The 20515-nt window shown below is 74.8% G+C and carries 22 protein-coding genes and 1 pseudogene; 13 read left to right on the top strand and 10 right to left on the bottom strand.

The genetic code is table 11. The annotated features are described in order from the left end of the window. Positions 1 to 171: 171 nt before the first annotated feature. On the top strand, positions 172 to 993 hold the full coding sequence (locus BMX74_RS23075; protein ID WP_091102701.1) for a TetR/AcrR family transcriptional regulator: 822 nt from the start codon (positions 172 to 174) through the stop codon (positions 991 to 993). Positions 994 to 1046: 53 nt separating this feature from the next. Here BMX74_RS23075 and BMX74_RS23070 read toward each other — a convergent pair whose 3' ends face one another. The 4 genes from BMX74_RS23070 to BMX74_RS23055 are packed head-to-tail and all read right to left on the bottom strand — an operon-like array spanning position 1047 to position 3635. Beyond that, a complete protein-coding gene (locus tag BMX74_RS23070; protein WP_091102699.1) occupies positions 1047 to 1397 on the bottom strand; it encodes a DUF4180 domain-containing protein in 351 nt (116 codons plus the stop codon). Beyond that, the gene (locus BMX74_RS23065; protein WP_091102697.1) at positions 1390 to 2034 is read right to left on the bottom strand and encodes an alpha/beta fold hydrolase; all 645 of its coding nucleotides are present in this window, start codon (positions 2032 to 2034) and stop codon (positions 1390 to 1392) included. Before BMX74_RS23065 ends, BMX74_RS23070 begins: the two co-directional genes overlap by 8 nt. Then, complete coding sequence (locus tag BMX74_RS23060; protein ID WP_236714554.1) at positions 2031 to 2459, bottom strand: helix-turn-helix domain-containing protein; 429 nt, start codon at positions 2457 to 2459, stop codon at positions 2031 to 2033. Before BMX74_RS23060 ends, BMX74_RS23065 begins: the two co-directional genes overlap by 4 nt. 30 nt (positions 2460 to 2489) lie before the next feature. Next, positions 2490 to 3635 (bottom strand): winged helix DNA-binding domain-containing protein, encoded by a 1146-nt coding sequence (locus tag BMX74_RS23055; RefSeq protein ID WP_218154015.1) that lies wholly within the window; start codon positions 3633 to 3635, stop codon positions 2490 to 2492. 197 nt (positions 3636 to 3832) lie between these two features. Here BMX74_RS23055 and BMX74_RS23050 point away from each other — a divergent pair, with 197 nt between their 5' ends. From BMX74_RS23050 to BMX74_RS23030, 5 genes are all read left to right on the top strand, one after another. After that, positions 3833 to 4234 (top strand): hypothetical protein, encoded by a 402-nt coding sequence (locus tag BMX74_RS23050; protein WP_091102694.1) that lies wholly within the window; start codon positions 3833 to 3835, stop codon positions 4232 to 4234. A 100-nt stretch (positions 4235 to 4334) separates the two neighbouring features. After that, on the top strand, positions 4335 to 4802 hold the full coding sequence (locus BMX74_RS23045) for a GNAT family N-acetyltransferase (protein WP_091102913.1): 468 nt from the start codon (positions 4335 to 4337) through the stop codon (positions 4800 to 4802). A 421-nt stretch (positions 4803 to 5223) separates the two neighbouring features. Further along, positions 5224 to 5811 carry an ArsR/SmtB family transcription factor gene (locus tag BMX74_RS23040; RefSeq protein WP_176573262.1) on the top strand — a complete coding sequence of 196 codons (588 nt, stop codon included), beginning with the start codon at positions 5224 to 5226 and terminating at the stop codon, positions 5809 to 5811. Continuing rightward, positions 5811 to 6536: an SRPBCC family protein gene (locus BMX74_RS23035; protein ID WP_091102693.1), complete on the top strand. Its 726-nt coding sequence runs from the start codon at positions 5811 to 5813 to the stop codon at positions 6534 to 6536. Before BMX74_RS23040 ends, BMX74_RS23035 begins: the two co-directional genes overlap by 1 nt. A 7-nt stretch (positions 6537 to 6543) precedes the next feature. Next, positions 6544 to 7026 carry a metallophosphoesterase family protein gene (locus BMX74_RS23030; protein WP_055501309.1) on the top strand — a complete coding sequence of 161 codons (483 nt, stop codon included), beginning with the start codon at positions 6544 to 6546 and terminating at the stop codon, positions 7024 to 7026. A 310-nt stretch (positions 7027 to 7336) separates the two neighbouring features. On the opposite strand, the gene add is transcribed toward BMX74_RS23030, so the two are convergent. From add to BMX74_RS23010, 4 genes and pseudogenes are all read right to left on the bottom strand, one after another. Then, positions 7337 to 8284 (bottom strand): adenosine deaminase, encoded by a 948-nt coding sequence (gene add, locus BMX74_RS23025; protein WP_091102690.1) that lies wholly within the window; start codon positions 8282 to 8284, stop codon positions 7337 to 7339. Between the two features lie 24 nt (positions 8285 to 8308). Beyond that, a complete protein-coding gene (locus tag BMX74_RS23020) occupies positions 8309 to 9064 on the bottom strand; it encodes a class I SAM-dependent methyltransferase (RefSeq protein ID WP_256257194.1) in 756 nt (251 codons plus the stop codon). A 133-nt stretch (positions 9065 to 9197) separates the two neighbouring features. Continuing rightward, positions 9198 to 10112, bottom strand: a pseudogene (locus BMX74_RS23015) (RNA polymerase sigma factor); the annotation flags it as partial. A 257-nt stretch (positions 10113 to 10369) separates the two neighbouring features. Further along, positions 10370 to 11197, bottom strand: a complete 828-nt coding sequence (locus tag BMX74_RS23010) for an SDR family oxidoreductase (RefSeq protein ID WP_091102687.1) — start codon at positions 11195 to 11197, stop codon at positions 10370 to 10372. 72 nt (positions 11198 to 11269) lie between these two features. On the opposite strand from BMX74_RS23010, the gene BMX74_RS23005 reads away from it, so the two are divergent. Continuing rightward, positions 11270 to 11761, top strand: coding sequence for a MarR family winged helix-turn-helix transcriptional regulator (locus BMX74_RS23005; RefSeq protein WP_055501304.1), 492 nt, complete (start codon positions 11270 to 11272; stop codon positions 11759 to 11761). Positions 11762 to 11824: 63 nt separating this feature from the next. Here the strand turns inward: BMX74_RS23005 and BMX74_RS23000 are convergent, their stop codons facing one another. Beyond that, on the bottom strand, positions 11825 to 12754 hold the full coding sequence (locus tag BMX74_RS23000; RefSeq protein ID WP_055501303.1) for an AraC family transcriptional regulator: 930 nt from the start codon (positions 12752 to 12754) through the stop codon (positions 11825 to 11827). Between the two features lie 69 nt (positions 12755 to 12823). Between BMX74_RS23000 and BMX74_RS22995 the strand changes: the two genes are divergently transcribed. Together BMX74_RS22995 and BMX74_RS22990 are read left to right on the top strand one after the other, a co-directional pair. Next, on the top strand, positions 12824 to 13696 hold the full coding sequence (locus tag BMX74_RS22995; protein WP_256257192.1) for an SDR family oxidoreductase: 873 nt from the start codon (positions 12824 to 12826) through the stop codon (positions 13694 to 13696). After that, on the top strand, positions 13693 to 14100 hold the full coding sequence (locus tag BMX74_RS22990; RefSeq protein WP_091102683.1) for a DUF4440 domain-containing protein: 408 nt from the start codon (positions 13693 to 13695) through the stop codon (positions 14098 to 14100). The genes BMX74_RS22995 and BMX74_RS22990 overlap by 4 nt, the downstream gene beginning before the upstream one ends. Here BMX74_RS22990 and BMX74_RS22985 read toward each other — a convergent pair. Next, the gene (locus tag BMX74_RS22985) at positions 14097 to 14723 is read right to left on the bottom strand and encodes a TetR family transcriptional regulator (RefSeq protein WP_055501300.1); all 627 of its coding nucleotides are present in this window, start codon (positions 14721 to 14723) and stop codon (positions 14097 to 14099) included. The genes BMX74_RS22990 and BMX74_RS22985 overlap by 4 nt on opposite strands. A gap of 67 nt (positions 14724 to 14790) precedes the next feature. Between BMX74_RS22985 and BMX74_RS22980 the strand changes: the two genes are divergently transcribed. The 4 genes from BMX74_RS22980 (at position 14791) to BMX74_RS22965 (ending at position 20491) form a co-directional block, all read left to right on the top strand. Next, the gene (locus BMX74_RS22980; protein WP_091102681.1) at positions 14791 to 16761 is read left to right on the top strand and encodes a HelD family protein; all 1971 of its coding nucleotides are present in this window, start codon (positions 14791 to 14793) and stop codon (positions 16759 to 16761) included. Between the two features lie 256 nt (positions 16762 to 17017). After that, the gene (locus BMX74_RS22975) at positions 17018 to 17593 is read left to right on the top strand and encodes a DUF308 domain-containing protein (RefSeq protein ID WP_055501298.1); all 576 of its coding nucleotides are present in this window, start codon (positions 17018 to 17020) and stop codon (positions 17591 to 17593) included. Between the two features lie 607 nt (positions 17594 to 18200). Continuing rightward, positions 18201 to 18860, top strand: coding sequence for a lysophospholipid acyltransferase family protein (locus BMX74_RS22970; RefSeq protein WP_236714553.1), 660 nt, complete (start codon positions 18201 to 18203; stop codon positions 18858 to 18860). 56 nt (positions 18861 to 18916) lie between these two features. Continuing rightward, entirely contained in the window at positions 18917 to 20491 is a 1575-nt protein-coding gene (locus BMX74_RS22965; protein ID WP_236714552.1) for a penicillin-binding transpeptidase domain-containing protein, read from the top strand. The last annotated feature ends 24 nt before the right edge of the window (positions 20492 to 20515 follow it).

Below are 20515 nucleotides of genomic sequence, written 5' to 3'. Positions count from 1 at the left end.
GCCGGCCACGACCTCGTGGGCGACCGTCCCGCTCTCCACGACCGGGCGGTCACGTCGTTCCTGCTGGGGGAGCCGCTGCCGCTGCCGCCGCACCGCTCGGCCGCCCCGTCCTGGTCACGTCCCGCTGATAGGCTTATGACGTAAAGAGATCTTGTGGCGGGAGGCACGGGGTTGGTCGTCTACGCCGGGCAGGGCGATCCGCGCCGGTCGATGGCGCTGCTGTGGAGCGGCGGCGAGCCCGCCGAGGCGCGGCCCGGCCCGAAGCCCGGCCTCAGCGTCGACGCGATCGTCGACGCCGGCATCGCCCTGGCCGACGCGGAGGGCATGGCGGCGCTGTCCATGCGCAAGGTCGGCGAGCGGCTGGGCCGCACCGGCATGGCGCTCTACACGTACGTGCCGAGCAAGGGCGAGCTGGTCGATCTCATGTACGACCGCGCGATGGGCGAGCTGCCGGCCGAGTACGACCTGGGCGGCGGCTGGCGCGCGGCCCTCACCGCGTGGGCGGAGCGGACCCTCGCCTTCTACCTGCGGCATCCCTGGGTGCTCCAGGTGTCGCAGGCCCGGCCGGTGCTGGGGCCGAACGAGTTCGCCGCGCTGGAGTCGCTGGTGCGGGTGCTGCGCGAGACCGGCCTCGCTCCAGGTGAGCTGCGGGCGGTGGTGGCGCTGCTGTACGACTTCGTCCGGGGCGCGGCGGCGACGGTCGCGGAGTCGCGGCAGGCGCCGTCGGCGACGGGCGTCTCCGACGAGGAGTGGTGGCAGGCACGGGCGGCGCTGCTGGAGGAGGTGGCGCCCGGCTTCCCGGAACGCTACCCGCAGGTCGCCTGGCTCCAGGGCGCCCTCCAGCCGTCGGACCCGGCCCCCGAGCCGCCGAATCGCGCTCCCGCGCCTCCGGCGGCCGAAGGGACCTTCCTGGAGCAGAAGGTGTCGGGGACGTTCGCCGTGGGTCTGCGGGTGCTGCTCGACGGCATCGAGGCCACCGCCGCCCGCCCCTGAGCCCGCCCGCGCCCGGGGCGGCTCGCGAGCCACGGCCAGGAGGGGCGTCCCGGTCAGGTGTCCCGGCCGAGACGTGTCCGCAGTTCGTCCAGGTCGGCGACGAACCAGACCTGCCGTCCCCGGTCGGCCTCCCTCACCCAGGCCGCGAACGACTCGCTCGCCGCGGCCCGGTCCGCCACGTCGCCCACCACGGCCAGCCCCAGCCGGTAGTTCGCGAACTTCTGCACGATCTCCCCCGCCACGCCCGTACGCAGCGAGAAGAAGTCCTCGGGCAGGCGGCCGACGGGCACCGCCACCCAGGTGGCGCCCCGGTAACCGGCCTCCCCGATGAGGTCGAGCACGTCGTCGCCGCCGCGCAGCCGGGGCTTGTCCTGCTCGTACACGAACACGCGGTCGTCACCCACGGCGGGCCTCCAGGAACTCCATGATCTCAGTGGTCTGGCCGGGCAGGACGTACCCGGCCTCGGGCAGCAGCCGCGCGGTCAGCCCGCGCAACGCCTCGTCGGCGAAGAACGGCACCCGGCCGCCGCGCGGGCGGAAGCTGCGGTGGATGAGCAGCGTGTACGCCCCGATGGCGGGGTCGGCGTCCGGCGCGGGCCCGACGGCCATGCGCATGGCCCGCCTGCGGCCGCGCTCGCCGAGCGCGAGCAGGGGCAGCGCGGCGAGCAGCGGGAGCACACGCTGCCGGCCGACGCCGCTCGGGCAGAGCAGGGCGAGCCGTTCGGCCCGGCCGGGACGCCGGATCGCGTGGTCGAGCGCGAGCCAGCCGCCCAGCGAGACGCCCACGGCCGAGAACCGCCCGACGCCGAGTCCGTCCAGGACGTCGTCGAACCAGGCGGCGTACGCGCCGGAGCCGTGCAGGAGCACCAGCGGCGGTGCGCCGGCGGGCCCGCAGGTCACCACGAACGTCTCCCCCTCGCGCGTCGGCACGCGCGTGTGCTCGGCGGGCACGGGCCAGGCGGCGAGGAGTTCCTCGTAGCGCCGCAGCACGGCGAGCGCGCCCGCCTCCGAGCGGTAGATCCCTCCGCGAACGTCGCTCACGGTCTCCCATTCAGCAAGGTGTCGATGATCGTGAACACCGTCGCGCTCGTCTCCAGGCCGGCCAGAACGACGACCTTGAGCTGGCCGCGCTCCTCGTCGTAGGCGCACTCGACGAACGCCCCGCGCGGGGCACCCTTGAGCGACGACGTGACCGTGGTGGTGACGCGGTCGGCGTCGGCCCGGCCGATGCCGTCGATCCGCACGACGGACGACACGTCCACCTCGCGCCGCGCGGCGGGGGCCATGGACTCGGCGGGCAGCCCTGTGAAGGCGGCCAGGTCGTCCTTGCCGATGCGGTACTGCTTGCCGATGCGGACGGCGGGCAGCCTGCCCTCGCGCACGTAGCCGCGCACGGTCTTGACGTGCAGCCCGAGCAGCGCGGCGACCTGATCAACGGTGTAGTACTCCATATCACTCCCCATCATGGCACAAGATAGGGAGTGATAGGGAATGATTCAGGCGTGCGGGCCGACCGTCACCGTCCCGATCGTCAGCCGGGCCTCGCACTCCAGCACGGCCGCCACCCGCTCCGCCTCCTCGCCGAGCGCCCGCGTCCGCCCGCTTCCCAGCTCGTCCAGCGGCTCCACCGTGACGTGGAGGGTCCGCCCCGACCTGCGCCCGTGCCACACCCCCGCCACCACGCCGTCCACCAGCAGCACCGGGTGGTTGCCCGCCTGCCCGCGATTCAGCGCCCGTGCCGCCGCCGGCCCCGCGTACAGCAGCTCGCGCGGCCTGCCCGCGACCACGTAGGCGTCGAAGTGCGGCAGCAGCCGCACCCCTGAGGGCGGCTCCGCCGGCGCGTCCGTGTCGCCGGCCGCGACCCACGCCCTGCGCCCCTCGAACCGCACCTCCTCCGCGCCGGCCGCCGCGAACGCCTCGGCCGCCCAGCGCACCGGGGCGGCCGTCCAGCGCGCGAAGTCCTCCGGGGTGGCGGGCCCGTACGCCCACAGGTAGCTCCGCACCAGGTGGTCGCGCCCGCCCGCGGCCGCGCGCCCCGCCGGGGCCGCGGTGTAGGTGACCTTGCGGCCCCTGCCCCGCCCGAACACGAACGCGCCCCGGTGCGCCGCCACCGCCATCACCTGCCGCCAGCGCGGCCACATCGTCTGGAACGCCGGCATCACCAGGTCGCCCGCCCACGGCCCGGCGCCCGCCACCACGGCCTCGTCCAGCTCGTCGATGGTCAGCTCCGCGCCCGCCACCGCGTCCGCGACGGCCCGGACGACCAGCTCGGTCTGCTCGGGCGTCAGCCGAAGCCCCTCCGGGCCGGCTCCGCGCGCCGACGGCAGCGACGACATCGCGTCCAGCCACAGGGGCAGGTCCGCGGCGGGCAGCAGGTGGACGGTGCCGCGCGGCCCGTACGTCCTGACCAGCTCGCGCTCCTCCCACAGCGCCGCCCGCACCCCCGACCGGGTCAGCCCCGGCACCCTCAGCCCGAGTGACAGCTCCGCGGCGGACATGACCTGGGCGTGCACCCCGCACATCGCCGCCGCGGCCGCCGCAGGGGCGGACGCCCGCCACCGCGCGCCGAGCCCGGCCCGTTCCAGCCGCCGCGCGCTGACCTGCTCCCACGAAAGCTCCACCGGCTCCGCCTTCTTCCTCACCGGGACAGCCTCCTCGCCGTCCGCCACGGGCAGGCTAGGGAGGAATGCGGAAGGAAAGGTGCCGCGTTCGGCCTGCGTCCTGATCCGTTCGCACCTGCCGGGACGCGCCGGTTCACCGGTGCCGGGCTCCGAGCCCCGCCACGCGCCACCATCGAGGCGGGCGCGGCGTCGAAGCGGCGACGGGGGAGGGAGCACGCATGCACTGGCACGCCTACCAGTGGACGGGCGCGGGCGCGGACCGCGCCGACGAGGCCGGGCGGCGCACCTCCTCCCCCGGCTTCGCCACCTCGCCGCTGCCCCCGATGCGCACCGGCGACTGGCTGGCCAAGCCCGCCTCCCACGTCGCCGCCACCTTCGAGGACGTCGAGGCGGCGGCGCGCTGGCTGGCCGCCGAGTACGCCAAGGCCGTTCCGGCGCTGCTCACGCCGGATCGGGTCCCGCTCGCCGAACGCCTCGACACCGCCCGCGACCTGCTCGCCCGCGGCGTGGACGTGCAGTGGGGCGAATGGCTGCAGGGCGGCAGGTTCGTCACCCTCGGCGTGGTCTGCTGCCCCAACCGGCACGTCCCCCACCCCTGCCCGCTCCGCCGACGCCCGTAGCCGCCGCCGGTTCCGGCCGGTGAGCCCCGGGGCCGGTCGCTCGGCTGACGCCGGGTGGCCGGTGGCGGGCGTCGTGGCGGCGTACGGGATACTGCGGGCCATGGATTCGAGGGACCCGGCCTGGGCGCTGCGCGCCGCCACGGCGGCGGACGTCGAGACGCTCGCGGAGCTGCGGGCCACCGTGCTGCGCGCGGACCTGGAGCGGGTCGGCCGCTACGACGCCCACCGGGTGCGGCAGCGCCTGCGCGACTCGTTCTCGCCGCTGCACACGTCGGTCATCATGACCGGCGGCGAGCTCGCGGGCTGCGTGACGGTCAGGCCCGCGGAGGGCGGGCGGCTGCTGGAGCACTTCTACCTCGCGCCGCGCCACCAGGGCCGGGGGCTCGGCTCCGCCGTGCTGCGGACGCTGATGGAGCGGGCGGACGAGCAGCGCGCCGCGGTACGGCTCCAGGTCCTGCAAGGCAGCGCCGCGCGCAGGCTCTACGAGCGCCACGGCTTCGTGGTGGAGAGCGAGGACCCGGTGGACGTCTTCATGGTGCGCCCGCCGCGAGACGGAGCCGGGACGTGAGGGGCGCCGCGTGAGGGTCTGAGCGGAGGGCGGCCGGGGGTTCGTCCGATGTGACCCAGTGCGCCGGGGCCGCTCGCGCGGCCCGGCGGATCGGACGGAGCCCGCCGGCCGCCGTCGCCCAGCGTGACACTGCCGCTACGGATGCTAGCCGACCCCCGCCTCCCGCGCCGCCCTTTCGGCGAACCCGCCGAGCGCGCCCGCCCCCGGGCGAGGGCCGGCTGACGGCGGTGCAGGTTCGGGACCGGAGGGGAGAGCGCCTGGACCGTCGCTGCCGACGCGTCCCGCGTGGCCCTACGGCGTCGCGGTGCGGGCCGGCGCCGGCCGCCGAAGCAGCAGGACGAGCCCGTGGACCCGCTTCGCGTGTCCGCCCCGCTCTCCACCCCTTCTTGACAAGGTTTTTTTTCGGTGCGAGGGTGAGTTCATGCATGAAGTGGCAGTGATCGAGGACCCTGCCGCGGCAGAGGCGTCGCTCGACCCGATGCGGTCGCGCTTGCTGGCCGAGCTGGCCGAACCCGGCTCTGCCACGTCCCTGGCCGCCAAGGTGGGCCTGGCCCGGCAGAAGGTCAACTACCATCTGCGCACGCTGGAGAAGCACGGCCTGGTCGAGCTGGTCGAGGAGCGCAGGAAGGGCAACGTCACCGAACGCGTGATGCGGGCCACCGCGGCGTCCTTCGTGATCTCGCCCACGGCGCTGGCGGCGGTGCAGCCCGACCCGGCGCGGTCGCCCGACCGGCTGTCGGCGCGCTGGCTGCTGGCGCTGGCCGCGCAGCTCGTCCGCGACGTGGGCACGCTGATCACCGGGGCGGCCAAGGCCGACAAGCGGGTGGCGACGTTCGCGATCGACGGCGAGGTGCGCTTCGCCTCGGCCGCCGACCGGGCGGCGTTCGCCGAGGAGCTGACGCACTGCGTCACCTCGCTCGTCAGCAAATATCACGACGAGTCCGCGGAAGGCGGGCGGCCGCACAGGATCGTCGTCGCCGTCCACCCGTCCGTGCCGAGCGAGGGCTGATGGGCCACTCCTTCGAGCTCCCGCAGGAGGCCGAGGTCGGGGCCACGCCCGAGGAGGTGTGGGAGGCCATCGCCACCGGCCCCGGCATCGACTCCTGGTTCATGGGACGCACCGAGGTGGCCGGGGGCGTCGTCCGCACCGCCTTCGGCGGGTACGCGCCCGAGACCGCGGTGACCGCGTCCGAGCCGCCGCACCGCTTCGCGCACGCCGCCGAGCCCGCCCCCGACGGCCGGTTCGTCGCCTACGAGTTCCTCGTCGAGGGCCGCGCGCGCGACAGCACGGTCCTCCGTATGGTCACCAGCGGTTTCCTGCCGGGCGACGACTGGGAGGACGAGTTCGAGGCGATGGGCCTCGGCCTCGGCCTGTTCTTCGCCACGCTGGTGCAGTACCTCACCCACTTCCGGGGGCGTGCCGCCACGCCGGTCACGGCGTTCGGGCCGCAGGTGCGCGACTGGCCGCGCGCCTGGGAGATCCTGCGCGCCGAGCTGGGCCTGAACGGCGACACGGCCCGCGTCGAGCCGCCCGGCCTGCCCCCGGCGGAGGGCGTGGTCTACCGGCACGACTCACAGACGCTCGGCGTCCGCACCGGCGACGCGATCTACCGGTTCATGCGGGGCTTCGACGGCCGCGTGGTGGCCGCGCACCACCTGTTCACCGCCCCTCCGTCCGGCGTCGAGGCCGAGTGGGCGGCGTGGCTGGAGAAACTGCTCGCCGGGAGGGCATGACGACCGTATGAGGGTCGTCGCGCTGTCCGACACGCACGCGCCGCGCCGCTGGCGCTCCTGCCCGCCGAGAGTGGCGGAGCACCTGCGCGGCGCGGACGTGATCCTGCACGCCGGGGACGTCTGCGTCGCCCAGGTCCTGGACGAGCTGGCCGCCTACGCGCCCGTCCACGCGGTGAAGGGCAACAACGACGGCCCGGACGTGGCGGCGCCGGAGACCCTGGAGCTGACCCTGGACGGCCTGCGCGTCGGCATGATCCATGACAGCGGCCCGGCGAAGGGCCGGCTGGAGCGCCTGCGCCGCCGCTTCCCCGACGCCGACCTGGTCGTCTTCGGGCATTCCCACATCCCCCTGGACGAGTCTGGCGGCGGCCTGCGGATCTTCAACCCCGGCTCCCCCACCGACCGCCGCCGCCAGCCGCACGGCACGCTGGGCCTGCTCACCATCGAGGCGGGCAGGCTGGTCAGCGCCGAGATCGTCGCCGTGACCTGAAGCGCGCCCGGCGGACCCTCGTCGCGCACGCCCGAGGCGCGGCCCGAGCCGGGCGAGCAGGCGCCGCCGCGCTTCGCCGTGCCGTCGCGCGGTGCTCGCGATCGGCCTCGTCGGGCTCTGCGCCACGGTGACCGAACTGCCGGGGGCACAGTGGGCGGCGATCTCCACCGTCAAGGTGACGGGGGCGAGCGAGGGCGCGGGCGCGGCCTGTTACACGGTGTTCGCCGCGTTCATGGTGGCCACCAGGCTGGGCGGGGACGTGATCGTGCGCGGGTTCGGGCCGGTGACGCGCCTGCCCGGCCGGACGCCTTTACAAAGTAGATCCGAGCCAGGCGGCCACGCCCGCCCGGAGCTCCGCCTTCAGCTCCGGCGGCGCGAACGACGCCTCGACCCCGGCCAGGGCCAGCTCAGCGAGGTCCGCGTCGGTGCAGCCGAAGACGTCGCGCAGGCGGGCGTACTCGTCGGCGAGCGCCGTCTCCCCGTCCGTGTTGACCGTCACCGCCAGCCCGGCGGCGCGAAGGAGCGGCAGCGGATGCTTCTCCAGCGACGGGACCAGCCCCAGCAGCACGTTCGACGACGGGCAGACCTCCAGCGGCACGCCGCGCTCGCGCACCTCCTCCACCAGCGCCGGGTCGTCCAGCACCCGGATGCCGTGGCCCAGCCGCTCGGCGTGGCCGAGGACGAGCGCCTCACGGATGCTCTCGGGACCCGCGGACTCCCCCGCGTGGTGCACCAGGCGCAGCCCGGCGTCCCTGGCGGCGTCGCACACCCCGGCGAACGGCTCCAGCGGGTACGCCTCGTCGCCCGCCAGGCCCAGCCCGATCACCGCGTCGTAGCGGGCGGCCAGCTCGTACGTCCGCCGGAACCGCTCCACAGGACGCCGCCTGGAGTGGTCGAGCAGCACCCGGCACTCGATGCCGTACGCGGCCCCTTCCGCCAGGCCGTCGAGCACGGCCTCCAGCGGCAGCTCGGGCGCGCCGACCCGCTCGCCGTGGGAGGCGGCGGTGAACGTCACCTCGGCGTAGCGGGTGCCCTGGGCAGCCTCGTCCTCGCAGAACTCCAGGGCGACGCGGCGGAAGTCGTCGGCGGTGCGCAGCAGGCCGCGCACGCGGGCGCGGGCGTCGGCGAACGCGCGGAAGCCGGTGAACCCCTCCTCCGGCTCCGGGACACCGCCCAGCTCGCGCACCGTCTCGGGCCGGACGGTGCTCTCCAGATGAACGTGCAGGTGAGCCTTCGGCAGCGAACGGACGTCTCTCACCCGCGCCACCCTAGCGGGCGGCCGTCATCTGGTCACACGGATTTTCGACTGCTTGTGCGGAGACCGCTCCCAGTCCTCCATGAACGTCGCCTTGAGCCCGTAACGGGCGGCCAGGGCGACGAGGGTCTCGGTGCGGTAGTAGAAGTCCTCCCGCAGGACGTGGTGCTCCTTGCCCTCGGTGCGGTCGAAGGTGAAGTCGAACCAGCCGCTCGGCTTCATCACCCGCCCGACGTGGGCGAAGCACTCCTCGATCACCTCCAGCGGCGAGTGCGAGAAGACGCTGTGGGCGTGGACGACGTCGAAGTGCTCGTCCGGCAGGAACGCGAACTTCAGGTCGCGCACCGGCGTGAGGTGCGGCAGCCTGTCCTGCAGGCCGTGCTCGGCCAGGGTGTCCTGGGCCGCGAGCAGGATGTCGGGCGAGATGTCCACGCCGTAGTAGTTGCCGGTGTGCAGGTAGCCGATGAACAGGTGCCCCGCCCGCAGGTTGCCGCAGCCGATCTCCAGCATCCGGCACTCCGGCTTGAGACCGTGCTCCACCAGGTAGTCGAACTGCATGCGGCCCATCGCGAGCCACCGCCGCTGGTTGTGCGAGCCGACCGCGCCCCCGGGGTCGCGCGCGGTGTCGTGCCTCATCACGGCGCGGTAGTACGAGACGTGGTCGTCGGTGCGCAGCCGCAGCCACGTGTCGCGGGCCAGCCGCCGCAGGTGGGGGGCGATCCTGGCGGGGTGCTTGAGCGCGTACGTGATCTGGTGGGCGAGGCTGGAGCGGGTGCGTGTCACGAGTCGGAATGTAGGTCACCGGCGGCGCCCCGCACGGGACGCCGGAGGCACTGTTGGCGCTCCGTTTGCGCAGCCTTTCTGCGGGCCTTGGCCCGGGGGCGGCCCCCGGGCCGGGGTGGCGGGACGGGCGCCGCTAGGCCAGGTAGTCGCGCAGGGCGAGCGCCCGCGACGGGTGACGCAGCTTCGACATGGTCTTGGCCTCGATCTGCCTGATGCGCTCGCGGGTGACGCCGTAGACCCTGCCGATCTCGTCGAGGGTCATCGGCTTGCCGTCGGTGAGGCCGTAGCGCATCGTGATGACGCCCGCCTCGCGCTCGGAGAGCTGGTCGAGCAGGGCGCGCAACTGCTGCTGGAGCAGGGTGAAGGAGACCGCGTCGGCCGGGGAGATGGCCTCGGTGTCCTCGATGAGGTCGCCGAACTCGCTGTCGCCCTCCTCGCCCAGCGGCGTGTGCAGGGAGATCGGCTCGCGGCCGTAGCCCTGGATCTCGGCCACGCGCTCGGGGTCGATCTCGGCCTCGGCCGCGATCTCCTCGGGGGTGGGCTCGCGGCCCAGGTCGCTCTGCAGGCGGCGCTGCACGCGGGCCACCTTGTTGATCAGCTCCACCATGTGGACGGGGATGCGGATCGTCCGCGCCTGGTCGGCCATGGCCCTGGTGATGGCCTGCTTGATCCACCAGGTGGCGTACGTCGAGAACTTGTAGCCGAGCCGGTAGTCGAACTTCTCGATCGTGCGGATCAGGCCGAGGTTGCCCTCCTGGATGAGGTCGAGCAGCAGCATGCCGCGCCCGGTGTAGCGCTTGGCGATGGAGACCACGAGCCGCAGGTTGGCCTCCAGCATGAGGCGCTTGGCGCGGAGACCGTCGTCGGCGACCCACTCGAGGTCGGCACGCAGCTCGTCGGACAGGCCTGGCTCGGTGTCGAGCCGCTCCCGCGCGAACAGGCCCGCCTCGATGCGCTTGGCCAGTTCGATCTCCTGCTCGGCGCTGAGCAGCGGCACCCGCCCGATCTCTTTCAGGTACGTCTTGACGGAGTCGGCGCCGACGGCCGCGCCACCGTCGGCCAGCTCTTCGTCAAGCTCGAGAACCTCTGCTGCTTGGGACAAGACCTTCTCCTCGCTCGCGTACGTCCTCGTTTTCCACGCTACCCAACGCCCGGCTGTGCGTGGCCCCCGTCACATTCCGGGACGGGGCCCGCCCTGTGGGACGCGCGTGGATCACGGGATCACCGCCAGACGATGTTCCCGTTCGCGGCCCGCGCGAACGTTCGCGATCGGGAGGAGTGGGAGGGGCGCGAGGGTCGGCAGGGTCAGGCGGGGCGGACGGCGAAGGCGGCGGCGTGGTCGGCGGCCCAGGTCGCGAACGTGCGGGCCGGGTGTCCTGTCAGCTCCTCCACGGAGCGCGTGAGCGCGGCGGGCCTGCCGTCGCACGACTCCCACCAGTCGAGCAGCGGCTCGGCGTACCGCTCGGGGATGTGGGCGGCGTTCTCCGCCTTCCACTCCTCGCGGCCGATCCGCCTGATCGGGATCTCCCGCCCGAGCACGCGGCCCAGGATCTCGATCTGCTCGGCGAAGGTGAGCGACTCGGGCCCGGTCAGCGTGTACGGCCCGCCGGCCTGGAACCCCGGGTCCGTCAGCACGGCGAGGGCGGCTTCGGCGATGTCGGCCTCGTGGATCGGGTCGGCGTACGCGCCGGGGAACGGCAGGCTGACCGGCGCGCCCGAGGCGATGGCGCGGGACCAGGCGAGGGCGTTCGAGGCGAACGACCCCGGCCGGAGGATCGTCGCGGTCGTCGGCGACGCCAGGAGCGCGCGCTCCGCCTCCAGGTGCGACCTGGCGAGCGGGTCGGACTCCGCGTCCGGCCCGAGGACCGAGGACGACGAGAGGAGCACGACGTGCCCCACCCCGGCCCGCGCGGCCTCGCGGGCGAAGGCGCCGGCGTGGGCGGGGCTGGCGTACAGGAAGACGGAGGTCGCGCCGTCGAGCGCGGCGGGGAAGGTGGCGGGGTCGGACAGGTCGCAGACGACGTCCGCCCCGGGGGCGGAGGAGCCGGCGCGGACGTCGAGGCCGCGCTCGCGCAGGAGGGCGACGAGGCGGCGGGCGACGGCGCCTCGCGCGCCGGTGACGAGAATGGTCATGTTTCCTCAGAGATATACTGCGTCACACACAATTTGCGTGGCGCACACAAATGTGGCCGACAAGGAGGGCTCATGTCAAACAGGCAGGAGCTGATGCGCCGGATCATCGCCGAGAGCCAGCGGCACTACGCCGCGTACGTGCTGTTCAACCAGGCGATGGCCGACGAGCTCGGCCTGCACCCGACCGACCTGCAGTGCGTGTCGATGCTCGACCTGGAGGGCGGGCCCGTCACCACCGGGCAGATCGCGAAGTTCACGGGGCTCACGCCGGGGTCGGCGTCACGGCTGGTCGACCGGCTGGAGAAGGCCGGGCTCGCGGTGCGGCAGAGCGATCCCGGCGACCGCAGGCGCGCCCTCGTGGCGCTCGCGCCCGGCATGCGCGAGAGGATCGCGGCGGCCTGGTCGCGGCCGGGCACGGCCTACGGTCAGGTGCTCGGCGCCTACTCGGACGAGGAACTGGGGATCATCTCCGACTACCTGCGGCGCGCGACGGACGTGGCACTCGCCCACGCGGAACACCTCGGCACGGCCCCTGGCCGGGACGAGCCGGGGAACCCCCGGTAGGGGCGACGACACGGCGCCGGGCGGCCGTGGCGTCAACCGGGCCGCCCCGGTCACCCGCCGTTCTCAGGCGGCGCGGCGCCGTCTGCGGTAGTCGCCGGGGGTCGTCCCGTGCCACTGCTTGAAGGCCAGGTGGAAGCCGACGGTCGAGTGGTAGCCGACGCGACGGGCGACGCCGCTGTGCGGCAGCGGCGTCTCGGCCAGCAGCCGGGCCGCCTCCTGCATCCGCCGCGCGGTCAGGTGGCGCATCGGGGCCTCGCCCACCAGCTCGCGGAAGGCGGCGGCGAACGCCGAGCGCGACATCCCGGCCTCGGCGGCCAGCGTCCCGACCGTCCATGGTTCGGCGTACCTGCGCTGCACGGCCAGCAGCGCCGCGGCGACCCCCGGATGCCCCATCGCCCGCAGCACCGGCGCGTCCCGCCCCGGCCGGGCGAGCGCGGCGCGCAGCGCGAGGACGTACGCCAGCTCGAAGGCGCGCACCGCGACGAGCCGCAGTCCCGGGGCGCCGGACTCCCACTCGCCGGCGAGCCGGGCGAGCATGTCGCCGAGCAGCGGCTCGGCGGCGACGGCCGGGCGGTCGAGCACGAGCAGCGGCGGCAGCGCCCGGTACAGCGGCGCCGCGGCGTCGGCCTCGTAGTGCAGGCCGCCGCACAGCATCGTGGTCCCCGGCCCTGGCCCGTCGATGTGGACCGTCCGCATCTCCCCCGGCTCCCTCCCCGGCAGGACGGTCTCCAGGGGCACGGCTGGGCTGCCCGGCGCGTCGGCGAGGAGGTGGGCGCTGCCGTGCGGGAACACGGCGAGGTCGCCGGGGCCGAGGCGCACGGGGTCGGAGCCGGGCAGGCGCACCACGCAGCCGCCGTCCTGGACGTAGTGGACGATCGCGCAGCTCTCGCGCTCGCCGCGCACGCCCCAGGGGGCGCGGGCCTGCCAGCGGCTGTGGAAGACGCCGCGCAGCCGCAGCGGGGCGAGCAGGTCGCTCAGCAGGTCACCGTCCACGGACGATCCTTATGTTTCCGGAGATGTCGGTTTATGGAGCGTATCGTGGGGCGGCCCGAGACTGGCCGCATGAGATTCCTGGTCATCGGCGCCTCGGGCGCCCAGGGCGGCGCGATCGCCCGCCGCCTCGCCGCGCAGGGGCACGACGTGCGCGGCCTGAGCCGCCACCCGGGCCGCCTCCCCGGCGGCCTTCCCGGCGGCGTCCGTGGCGTGCAGGGCGACCTCGGCGACGCGGTGCGCGTCGCCGAGGCGTTCGAGGACGTCACGCACGCGGTGCTGCCGCTCCCCCTCGTGTACGACCGGGCGCGCGTCGAGGCGTACGTCGGCAACGTGACCCGCGCGGCGCTCGCGGCCGGGGTGCGGCGCGTCGTGCTCGTCACCGGCAACCGGATCCCCGGCCAGGTCACGGACGTGCCCGCGTTCGAGACCCGGCGGTGGGCGGAGCGGGCCATGGCCGCGGCCGGGCTGCCGCTGGTGGTGCTGCGCCCGCCCGTGTACCTGGAGAACCTGCGGGCCCCCGGCGTCCACGCCGGGACGGCGGCCGAGGGGGTGCTGCGCTACCCGCTGCCCGCCGGGCTGCCCGTCGCCTGGCTGAGCCACGCCGACCTGGCGGAGGCGGCGGCCGCCGCGCTCGTACGGGACGGGCTGGACGGCGTGACGCTGGACCTGGGCGGGGCCGACGCGGTCACCGGCCCGGAGCTGGCGGCGGCGTTCGGGCCCGGCACGCGCTACGCCGAGCAGGACCCCGGCGACTTCGAACGGGCGCTGGCCCCGGCGCTCGGGGCCGGGACGGCGGCGGGCGTCGCCGGGACGTACCGGTGGGTGCGCGACCACGCGCCCGCCGGCTTCTACCTGGCCGACCCCGCCGCCTGGGACCTGCTCGGGGTCCGTCCCGCGCCGCTGCGCGCCCGCCTGGCCGCCTGGCGCGGGGAGGCGGCATGAGCGGCGGCGTGAGCGGCGGCCTGGAGGAGGCCGTGCGGGCCGAGGTCGAGCGGCACCACCGGGTGCTCCAGGACTGGCTGGGCGGCGGGCCGGGCGATCTGGCGGCGTTCGGGGCGGCGCACGCGCCGGCGTTCACGCTGGCCGGCCCCGACGGGACCGTGCTGCGGCTGGAGGAGGTGCTGGACCAGGTGCGCGCCGCCCGCGGCACCGCGCCGGGCCTGCGCGTCACGATCAGGGACGTACGGCTCGTCGCCCACGCGGACGGGCTGCTCGTGGCGGCGTACGAGGAATGGCACCACCGGCCGGGCGGCGGGGCGGGCCGGGGGCGGCGCGCCACCGCCGTGCTCCTGCGGGAGCCCGCCCTGCGCTGGCTCCACCTGCAGGAGACCTGGCTCCCCCGTTAGGGGGCGGGCGGCGGGACGTCGAGCTGGGCCGCCAGGAGGGCGAAGGCGTGTTCGGCGGCGCGGACCGCCTCGGGCTCCACCTCGCGCAGCGGCGCGCCGTCGGCCAGCAGCTGCCAGGTCCGGCGGGCCAGCACCCGCTGAGCGGCCAGCACCTGCCCGGCGAGCAGGCCGGCGGTCAGGCCGTCCAGGGTCTCGGCGAGCGCCGCGGCCAGCTCGCGTTCGTCCTCGGCCATGTGATGGAAGAGCCGGGCGACGAGGCTCGGCGTGGAGAACACCAGGCGGTGGTAGGCGACGACCTCCGGACGGTCGTTGAGCCCGGTGACGGGGTCGTGGCGGGCGAGGCCGTCGAGAAAGTGGCGGCGCAGGGCGTCCACGGGGCTGCGGCCGGGCGCGCGCCCGCGCACCACGCGGGCCGCCTCGCCCTGGTGGTCGGCGATGCGGTGCAGGACGAGGTCCTCCTTGGTCGGGAAGTACTTGAACAGGGTCGGCTTGGAGACGCCCGCCGCGGCGCAGACCTCGGTCACCGGCACCTCGTCGAAGCCGCGCTCCAGGAAGAGCGCGATGGCCGCCGCGGAGATCGCCTCGTGGAGGCGCTGCCGCTGGAGCTCCCTCAGTCCCGTCATGGTGACACCCTAGCAAAGTGTTAACCTGGTTAATCTCTTAACCGAGTTAACACTTTGAGGGGGTGCGATGGCGACGCTCGACGAGGAGCGACGGCACGTCGAACGGTGCAGGGCGGGCCTGCGCGGGATGCTCGACGCGGCCAGGGACAACGTGATCGTCGGCGAGTCCGTGGCCGCCGACCGCTACAGCGCCGAACGGCTCGGCCGCCACCTGAAGAGCCTGGCCAAGGAGCTCTCCGAGGAGCCCGACGGGCCGCCCTTCTTCGGGCGGCTCGACTTCGGGGAGGCGTCGGCCGAGCACCGCGGGCGCTCGTACCACATCGGCAGGCGGCACATCGGCGAGCGGGGCGGGCCGCCGCTCGTGATCGACTGGCGCGCGCCGGTGGCGCGCGCCTTCTACCGGGCCAGCGCCTCCGACCCGCAGGGGGTGGCGGCGCGGCGCCGCTTCGGCTGGTCCGGCGGCACGCTGACGAGCTTCGAGGACGAACGCCTCGACCTCGGCGGACCCGCCGGGCAGGGCGAGAGCCGCATCCTGGCCGCCGAGATCGAGCGCCCCCGCGTCGGGCCGATGCGCGACATCGTCGCCACGATCCAGCCGGAGCAGGACGAGCTCGTCCGCGCCGACCTGGACGTCACGATCTGCGTCCAGGGCGCGCCGGGCACCGGCAAGACCGCCGTCGGCCTGCACCGCGCCGCCTACCTGCTCTACACGCACCGGCAGCGGCTGGAGCGCTCGGGCGTGCTGGTGCTCGGGCCGAACCCCGCGTTCCTCGGCTACGTCTCCGCCGTGCTCCCCGCCCTCGGCGAGGTGGACGTGGAGCAGACCACGCTGGAGCGGCTGCTCGGCGTCGTGCCGGTGACCGGCGAGGACACCGAGGCCGCCGCCGCCGTCAAGCACGACGCCCGCATGGCGGAGGTGCTGCACCGGGCCCTGTACGGACGCGTCGGCAAGCCCGCCGAGCCGCTGACCGTGGCCGACGGCCCGGCCCGGCGGCGCGTGCCCGCGGAGGAACTGCGCCGCATCGTGGACGACACCCGCCGCGAGTCCCTGCCGTACGCGGTGGGCAGGGAGCGGGTGCGCGCGAGGATCGTCGAGTCGGTGCGCAGGCAGGCCGAGGCACGCGGCCAGACCTGCGGCGCGGCCTGGTCCAAGCGGATCGGCCGGGCCGTCACGCCGTTCCTCGACGCCGTCTGGCCGTCCGTACGCCCCGAGGAGGTGCTGTACGACGTGCTGCGCGACCCGCCCGCGGGCGTGCTGGCCGACGCCGAGCGGGCCGCCGTCGCCTGGGCCAGGCCGCCGCGCAGCCCCAGGAGCGCCCGGTGGACCCGCGCCGACCTGGTGCTGCTGGACGAGGTCGGCGGGCTGCTGGAGCGCCCGCGCGGCTACGGCCACGTCATCGTGGACGAGGCCCAGGACCTGTCGCCGATGGAGTGCCGCGCGGTGGCCAGGCGCAGCGCGCACGGCTCGCTCACCGTCCTCGGCGACCTGGCGCAGGGGACGACGCCGTGGGCCGCCTCCTCCTGGCCCGAGCGGCTGGAGCTGCTGGGCAAGCCGGAGGGCCGCGTGGTCGCGCTGACGACGGGCTTCCGGGTGCCCGCCGCCGTCGTGGAGCTCGCCAACCGGCTGCTGGCCGCGCTCGGGGCGGACGTCCCGCCCACGCGCTCGTACCGGCGGGACGGGAGGCTCCGGGTCACCCGCGTCGCGGACCTGGCGAAAGGGGTGGTGGAGGCGGCGCGCGAGGCGCTGGCGCACGAGGGCTCCATCGGCGTCGTCGCCGCGGACCACCAGGTCGAGCCGCTGGCGTCCGCGCTGTGGGACGAGGGGTTCGACCTCGGCGGGCGGCTGACCGTGCAGCCCGCGTCGATGGTCAAGGGCCTGGAGTACGACCACGTCGTGGTGGCCGAGCCCGCTGCCATCGTGGCGGCCGAGCGGCGCGGGCCGAACCGCCTGTACGTGGCGCTGACCCGCGCGGTCTCCCGGCTCGACGTCGTCCACGCCGACCCGCTCCCCGCCCCGCTCGGGATGACCGCACGGTAGTGCCGCACGGGAGCCGTATGGGAGCCGTCCGGCAGGGCCGTACGGCGGGGCAGTTCGGAGGGCCGTCCGGCAGGGCCGTACGGCGGGGCCCCGGGAGCGGTGCCGGCGGGGACGTTCGAAGAGCCGTTCCGCGGGGTCTGCGGCGTGAGCCGCCCGGGATAAGAGCGGCGAAATGGGCAGATGTCCTGGTTACATCGGCTCGACAGGACCGCGGGGCCGGTGTGTGATGTGGTTCACCTCACGAGAGGAGCGACCCGTGACCTCTTCGCAGGAGCCGCCGCGCGGCGACGACCCCCAGCCACGTCCAGACCCCCGGGAAGAGCCCAGGGCCCGCGACGTCCCGCCGGGCGACGGAGGCGGCCGGTGGGCCACACCGGAGCCACCGCCCTGGGAGCAGCCAGGGCAACCCGGCCGGTCCGCCTTCGACCAACCCGCCCGCCACGAGCAGCCAGGGCCGGGCTTCGAGCAGCCGGGCGCGGGCCGGTCGGCCTTCGACCAGCCGGGCCCCGTCGGACACCCCGGGCAGCCGGGGCAGCCCGGACACCAGTCCTTCCAGCAGCCCTACGGCGGGCCGCCGCCCTCCTACCCGCCGCCCTACCCGGTCCAGGCCGGCCGGTCGGGCGCCCAGGTGCTGTCGATCATCGGGTTCGTCTGCGCGGCCGTCAGCGTGCTGTTCATCCCGATCCTGTTCGGCCTGGCCGGCATCGTGCTCGGCATCGTCGGCCACACCCGCGGCGAGTCGCTCGGCAAGTGGGCGGCCATCGCCTCCGGCATCTGCATGGTCCTCGGCATGGTGCTCGGCGCCGTCGTCCTCGGCCTGATGCGCACCTGACGCGCGACGGCCGGGCCCTGGGGAAGCAGCGGCCGCGACCAGGCCCGAGACCCGGCGCGGCCAGGCCCGAGACCGGGCAGGGGCAGAGCCGGAGACCGGGCGGGGCCGGGACCCGGGGACGGGCCGCGTCAGCGCGGCCCGCCTCTCCTACGGCGATGCCGCACGCCGTTGTCGCGCGCCTGTTCACACGCCCGTTCACGCCCCGATGTCCCGCGCGCCTGTTCAAGCCCCGATGTCCGGCGCGGATGTCCCGCGCGGATGTCCCGCGCGGATTTCGTGGCGGGCCGCCGGCCCTGGCAGGCGCCCCTGAGCTGCAGCTCCCCGGCGGGTCGGCACGCCGCCGAAGGAGAACATGACCGAATCTTTGGGGCGGATGGAATACCGGCTGCCAGATGTCCGTTAGCATCGAAAGGCCGATGTGGTCTGTGTCCCCCGGGCCGCAAATTACCGCCTTCACGGAATACCGTTCGGCTGGAGCCGTGTTGTGCATCTCGCCGAGGAGGCGACCGCCACATCGGCCTTACTGCTTTCCCAGGCGCCCCGCCCACCGGGCGGGGCGCCTGTTCTATGGTGGGGTCGCTGACAGCCGAAGATCCAGGAGAGCCCGTTGCTGTACCAAGTGGTGAAGTTCGCCGCCGCGCCGGTCGCCCACGCGATGTGCCGCCCGCACATCTCCGGGGCGGCGAACGTGCCGAGGACGGGCCCGGCGATCCTGGCCGCCAACCACCTCTCGGTGCTCGACTCCTTCCTGCTCCCCGCACTGCTGCCCCGCCACGTGACGTTCGCCGCCAAGAACGAGTACTTCTCCGGCAACCCCGTCTCCGGCTGGTTCATGAAGCTCGGCGGCAGCCTCCCCACCCACCGCGACGACGCGCACGCCGCTCAGGCCATGCTCGACGCCGCGGCCGAGCTGCTGGAGCGCGGCGAGCTGTTCGGCATCCACCCCGAGGGCACCCGCTCCCCCGACGGGCGGCTGTACCGCGGGAAGATCGGCGTCGCCTGGCTCGCGCTCAAGACCGGCGCGCCCGTGCTGCCCGTGGCGCTCCGCGGCACCGAGAAGGTGCTGCCCCTCGGGGCGAAGGTGCCGAGGCCCGCCAAGATCGGCATCACCATCGGCGCGCCCATGCGGTTCGAGGGCGACCACGCCAAGGCGCGCGACCGCCGCCGCGTCACCGACGAGATCATGGCGGCCATCCAGAAGCTGTCGGGCCAGGAGTACGTACCGACCTACGCCGCCAGCTACAAGGCGGCCATCGGGATGTCATGACCGCGATGTCGAACACTGGGGGCTGATCCGTGGCGCGTGGCCGTACCGTTGTGATCGTGTCCGTCGCCGGAGTCCTGGCGGTCGCCGCCGCCGGCGGAGGGGCGTACTACTTACTGCACACCCGCGGCACGCCCGCGGAGACGGCCCAGCGCTTCGCCGCCGCGTGGGAGGCGGGAGACACCGCCCGCATGGCGGCCGAACTGGCCAAATCCCAACCGCTGTCGGCGTACGCCCAGCAGCGCGAGGCGCTCGGCGTGCAGGCCACGGCGGTCGAGCTGGGCGCACCCGCCGAGGGCGACGGCCGCGCCCGCGTCCCCTACACCGCCACGCTGACCCTGGAGAACATCGGGGCGTGGACGTACCAGGGCCAGATCGACCTGGTCGTCGCCGACCGCGCCTGGAAGGTGGACTGGTCGCCCCGCACGCTGCACCCCTCCATGGCGGCGGGCTCGACGTTCTCGGTGAAGACGAACTGGCCCGAGCGGGCGTCCATCACCGACGCCAAGGGCGACCGCATCGACACCGGCGACAGGGGCGGCTCGGTGGCGCAGCTCGTCGGCTTCCTCGACAAGGCCACCAAGAAGGACGTCGCCCGGCTCGGCCCCTCCTACCGTGTGGGGCAGGCGATCGGGCGCGGCGGCCTGCAGGAGACGTTCCAGAAGCAGCTCGCCGGCACGCCCACCACCGAGATCCAGCTCGGCGGCAAGACCCTCCACACCGTCGAGGGCGCCCCCGGCAAGCGCCTGCGCACCTCGCTCGACCCGCGCGCCCAGGCCGCCGCCGTGGCCGCCGTCAAGGACCTCGACGACCCCGCCTCGCTGGTCGCGGTCCGGCCCAGCACCGGGGAGATCCTGGCCGTCGTCAACAACCGGGGCGGGTTCAACCGGGCGCTCGACGGCCGCTACCCGCCCGGCTCGACGTTCAAGGCCGTCACCGCGATCGGGCTGCTCGCCGACGGCCTGTCGCCCCGCGACACCGTCACCTGCCCCAAGTACGTCAGCGTGGGCGGCCTGCGGATCCGCAACTCCGAGGAGGAGGCGTTCGGGCCGCTGTCGTTCCTCGACTCGTTCGCGCACTCGTGCAACACCACGTTCGCGCCGCTGGCCGAACAGCGGCTCGGGGCGGACAAGCTGCTGAAGACGGCCGAGAGCGTCGGGTTCAACCAGCCGCTGTCCATCGGCGTGCCCGCCACGAAGGCCAGCTTCCCGCGCGCCCAGTCCGACGCCGAGCTGGCCGCCGAGTCGTTCGGGCAGGGCCGCATCACCTCGAGCCCGCTGTCGATCGCCTCGGTGGCCGCCGCCATCGCCGACGGCACCTGGCGCCCGCCCACCCTCGTGCCCGAGCTCAAGCAGAAGGCGCGCGAGCAGAAGCTGCCCGCCGGCGTGAAGGACGGCCTGCACGCCATGATGGCGGCCGTCGTCACCAAGGGCACCGCCAAGTCGGCGGGGCTGCCGTCCGGTACGCGCGGCAAGACCGGCACGGCCGAGTTCGGCACCGGCGACAAGCTCGACACCCACGCCTGGTTCATGGGCTTCAAGGGCGACGTGGCGTTCGCCGTGGTGGTGGAGGGCGGAGGAGCGGGCGGCAAGGTCGCGGCGCCGGCCGCCGCCACGTTCCTGCGCCACCTGTGATCCGGCGGGCGGACTGTCCGTCGC

The sequence above is a fragment of the Nonomuraea pusilla genome (genome assembly GCF_900109355.1).
GTDB classification, from domain to species: domain Bacteria; phylum Actinomycetota; class Actinomycetes; order Streptosporangiales; family Streptosporangiaceae; genus Nonomuraea; species Nonomuraea pusilla.
The sequence above is the reverse complement of the archived record's forward strand: the minus strand, read 5'-3'. Positions and strand labels throughout refer to the sequence as shown.

Bases quoted from the DNA above. Each gene is read 5' to 3' on its own strand.
- BMX74_RS23060 (WP_236714554.1), bottom strand. From the start codon at position 2,459: ATGATGGGGAGTGATATGGAGTACTACACCGTTGATCAGGTCGCCGCG.
- BMX74_RS23050 (WP_091102694.1), top strand. From the start codon at position 3,833: ATGCACTGGCACGCCTACCAGTGGACGGGCGCGGGCGCGGACCGCGCC.
- BMX74_RS23045 (WP_091102913.1), top strand. From the start codon at position 4,335: ATGGATTCGAGGGACCCGGCCTGGGCGCTGCGCGCCGCCACGGCGGCG.
- BMX74_RS23040 (WP_176573262.1), top strand. From the start codon at position 5,224: ATGCATGAAGTGGCAGTGATCGAGGACCCTGCCGCGGCAGAGGCGTCG.
- BMX74_RS23035 (WP_091102693.1), top strand. From the start codon at position 5,811: ATGGGCCACTCCTTCGAGCTCCCGCAGGAGGCCGAGGTCGGGGCCACG.
- BMX74_RS23030 (WP_055501309.1), top strand. From the start codon at position 6,544: ATGAGGGTCGTCGCGCTGTCCGACACGCACGCGCCGCGCCGCTGGCGC.
- BMX74_RS23010 (WP_091102687.1), bottom strand. From the start codon at position 11,197: ATGACCATTCTCGTCACCGGCGCGCGAGGCGCCGTCGCCCGCCGCCTC.
- BMX74_RS23005 (WP_055501304.1), top strand. From the start codon at position 11,270: ATGTCAAACAGGCAGGAGCTGATGCGCCGGATCATCGCCGAGAGCCAG.
- BMX74_RS22995 (WP_256257192.1), top strand. From the start codon at position 12,824: ATGAGATTCCTGGTCATCGGCGCCTCGGGCGCCCAGGGCGGCGCGATC.
- BMX74_RS22990 (WP_091102683.1), top strand. From the start codon at position 13,693: ATGAGCGGCGGCGTGAGCGGCGGCCTGGAGGAGGCCGTGCGGGCCGAG.
- BMX74_RS22985 (WP_055501300.1), bottom strand. From the start codon at position 14,723: ATGACGGGACTGAGGGAGCTCCAGCGGCAGCGCCTCCACGAGGCGATC.
- BMX74_RS22980 (WP_091102681.1), top strand. From the start codon at position 14,791: ATGGCGACGCTCGACGAGGAGCGACGGCACGTCGAACGGTGCAGGGCG.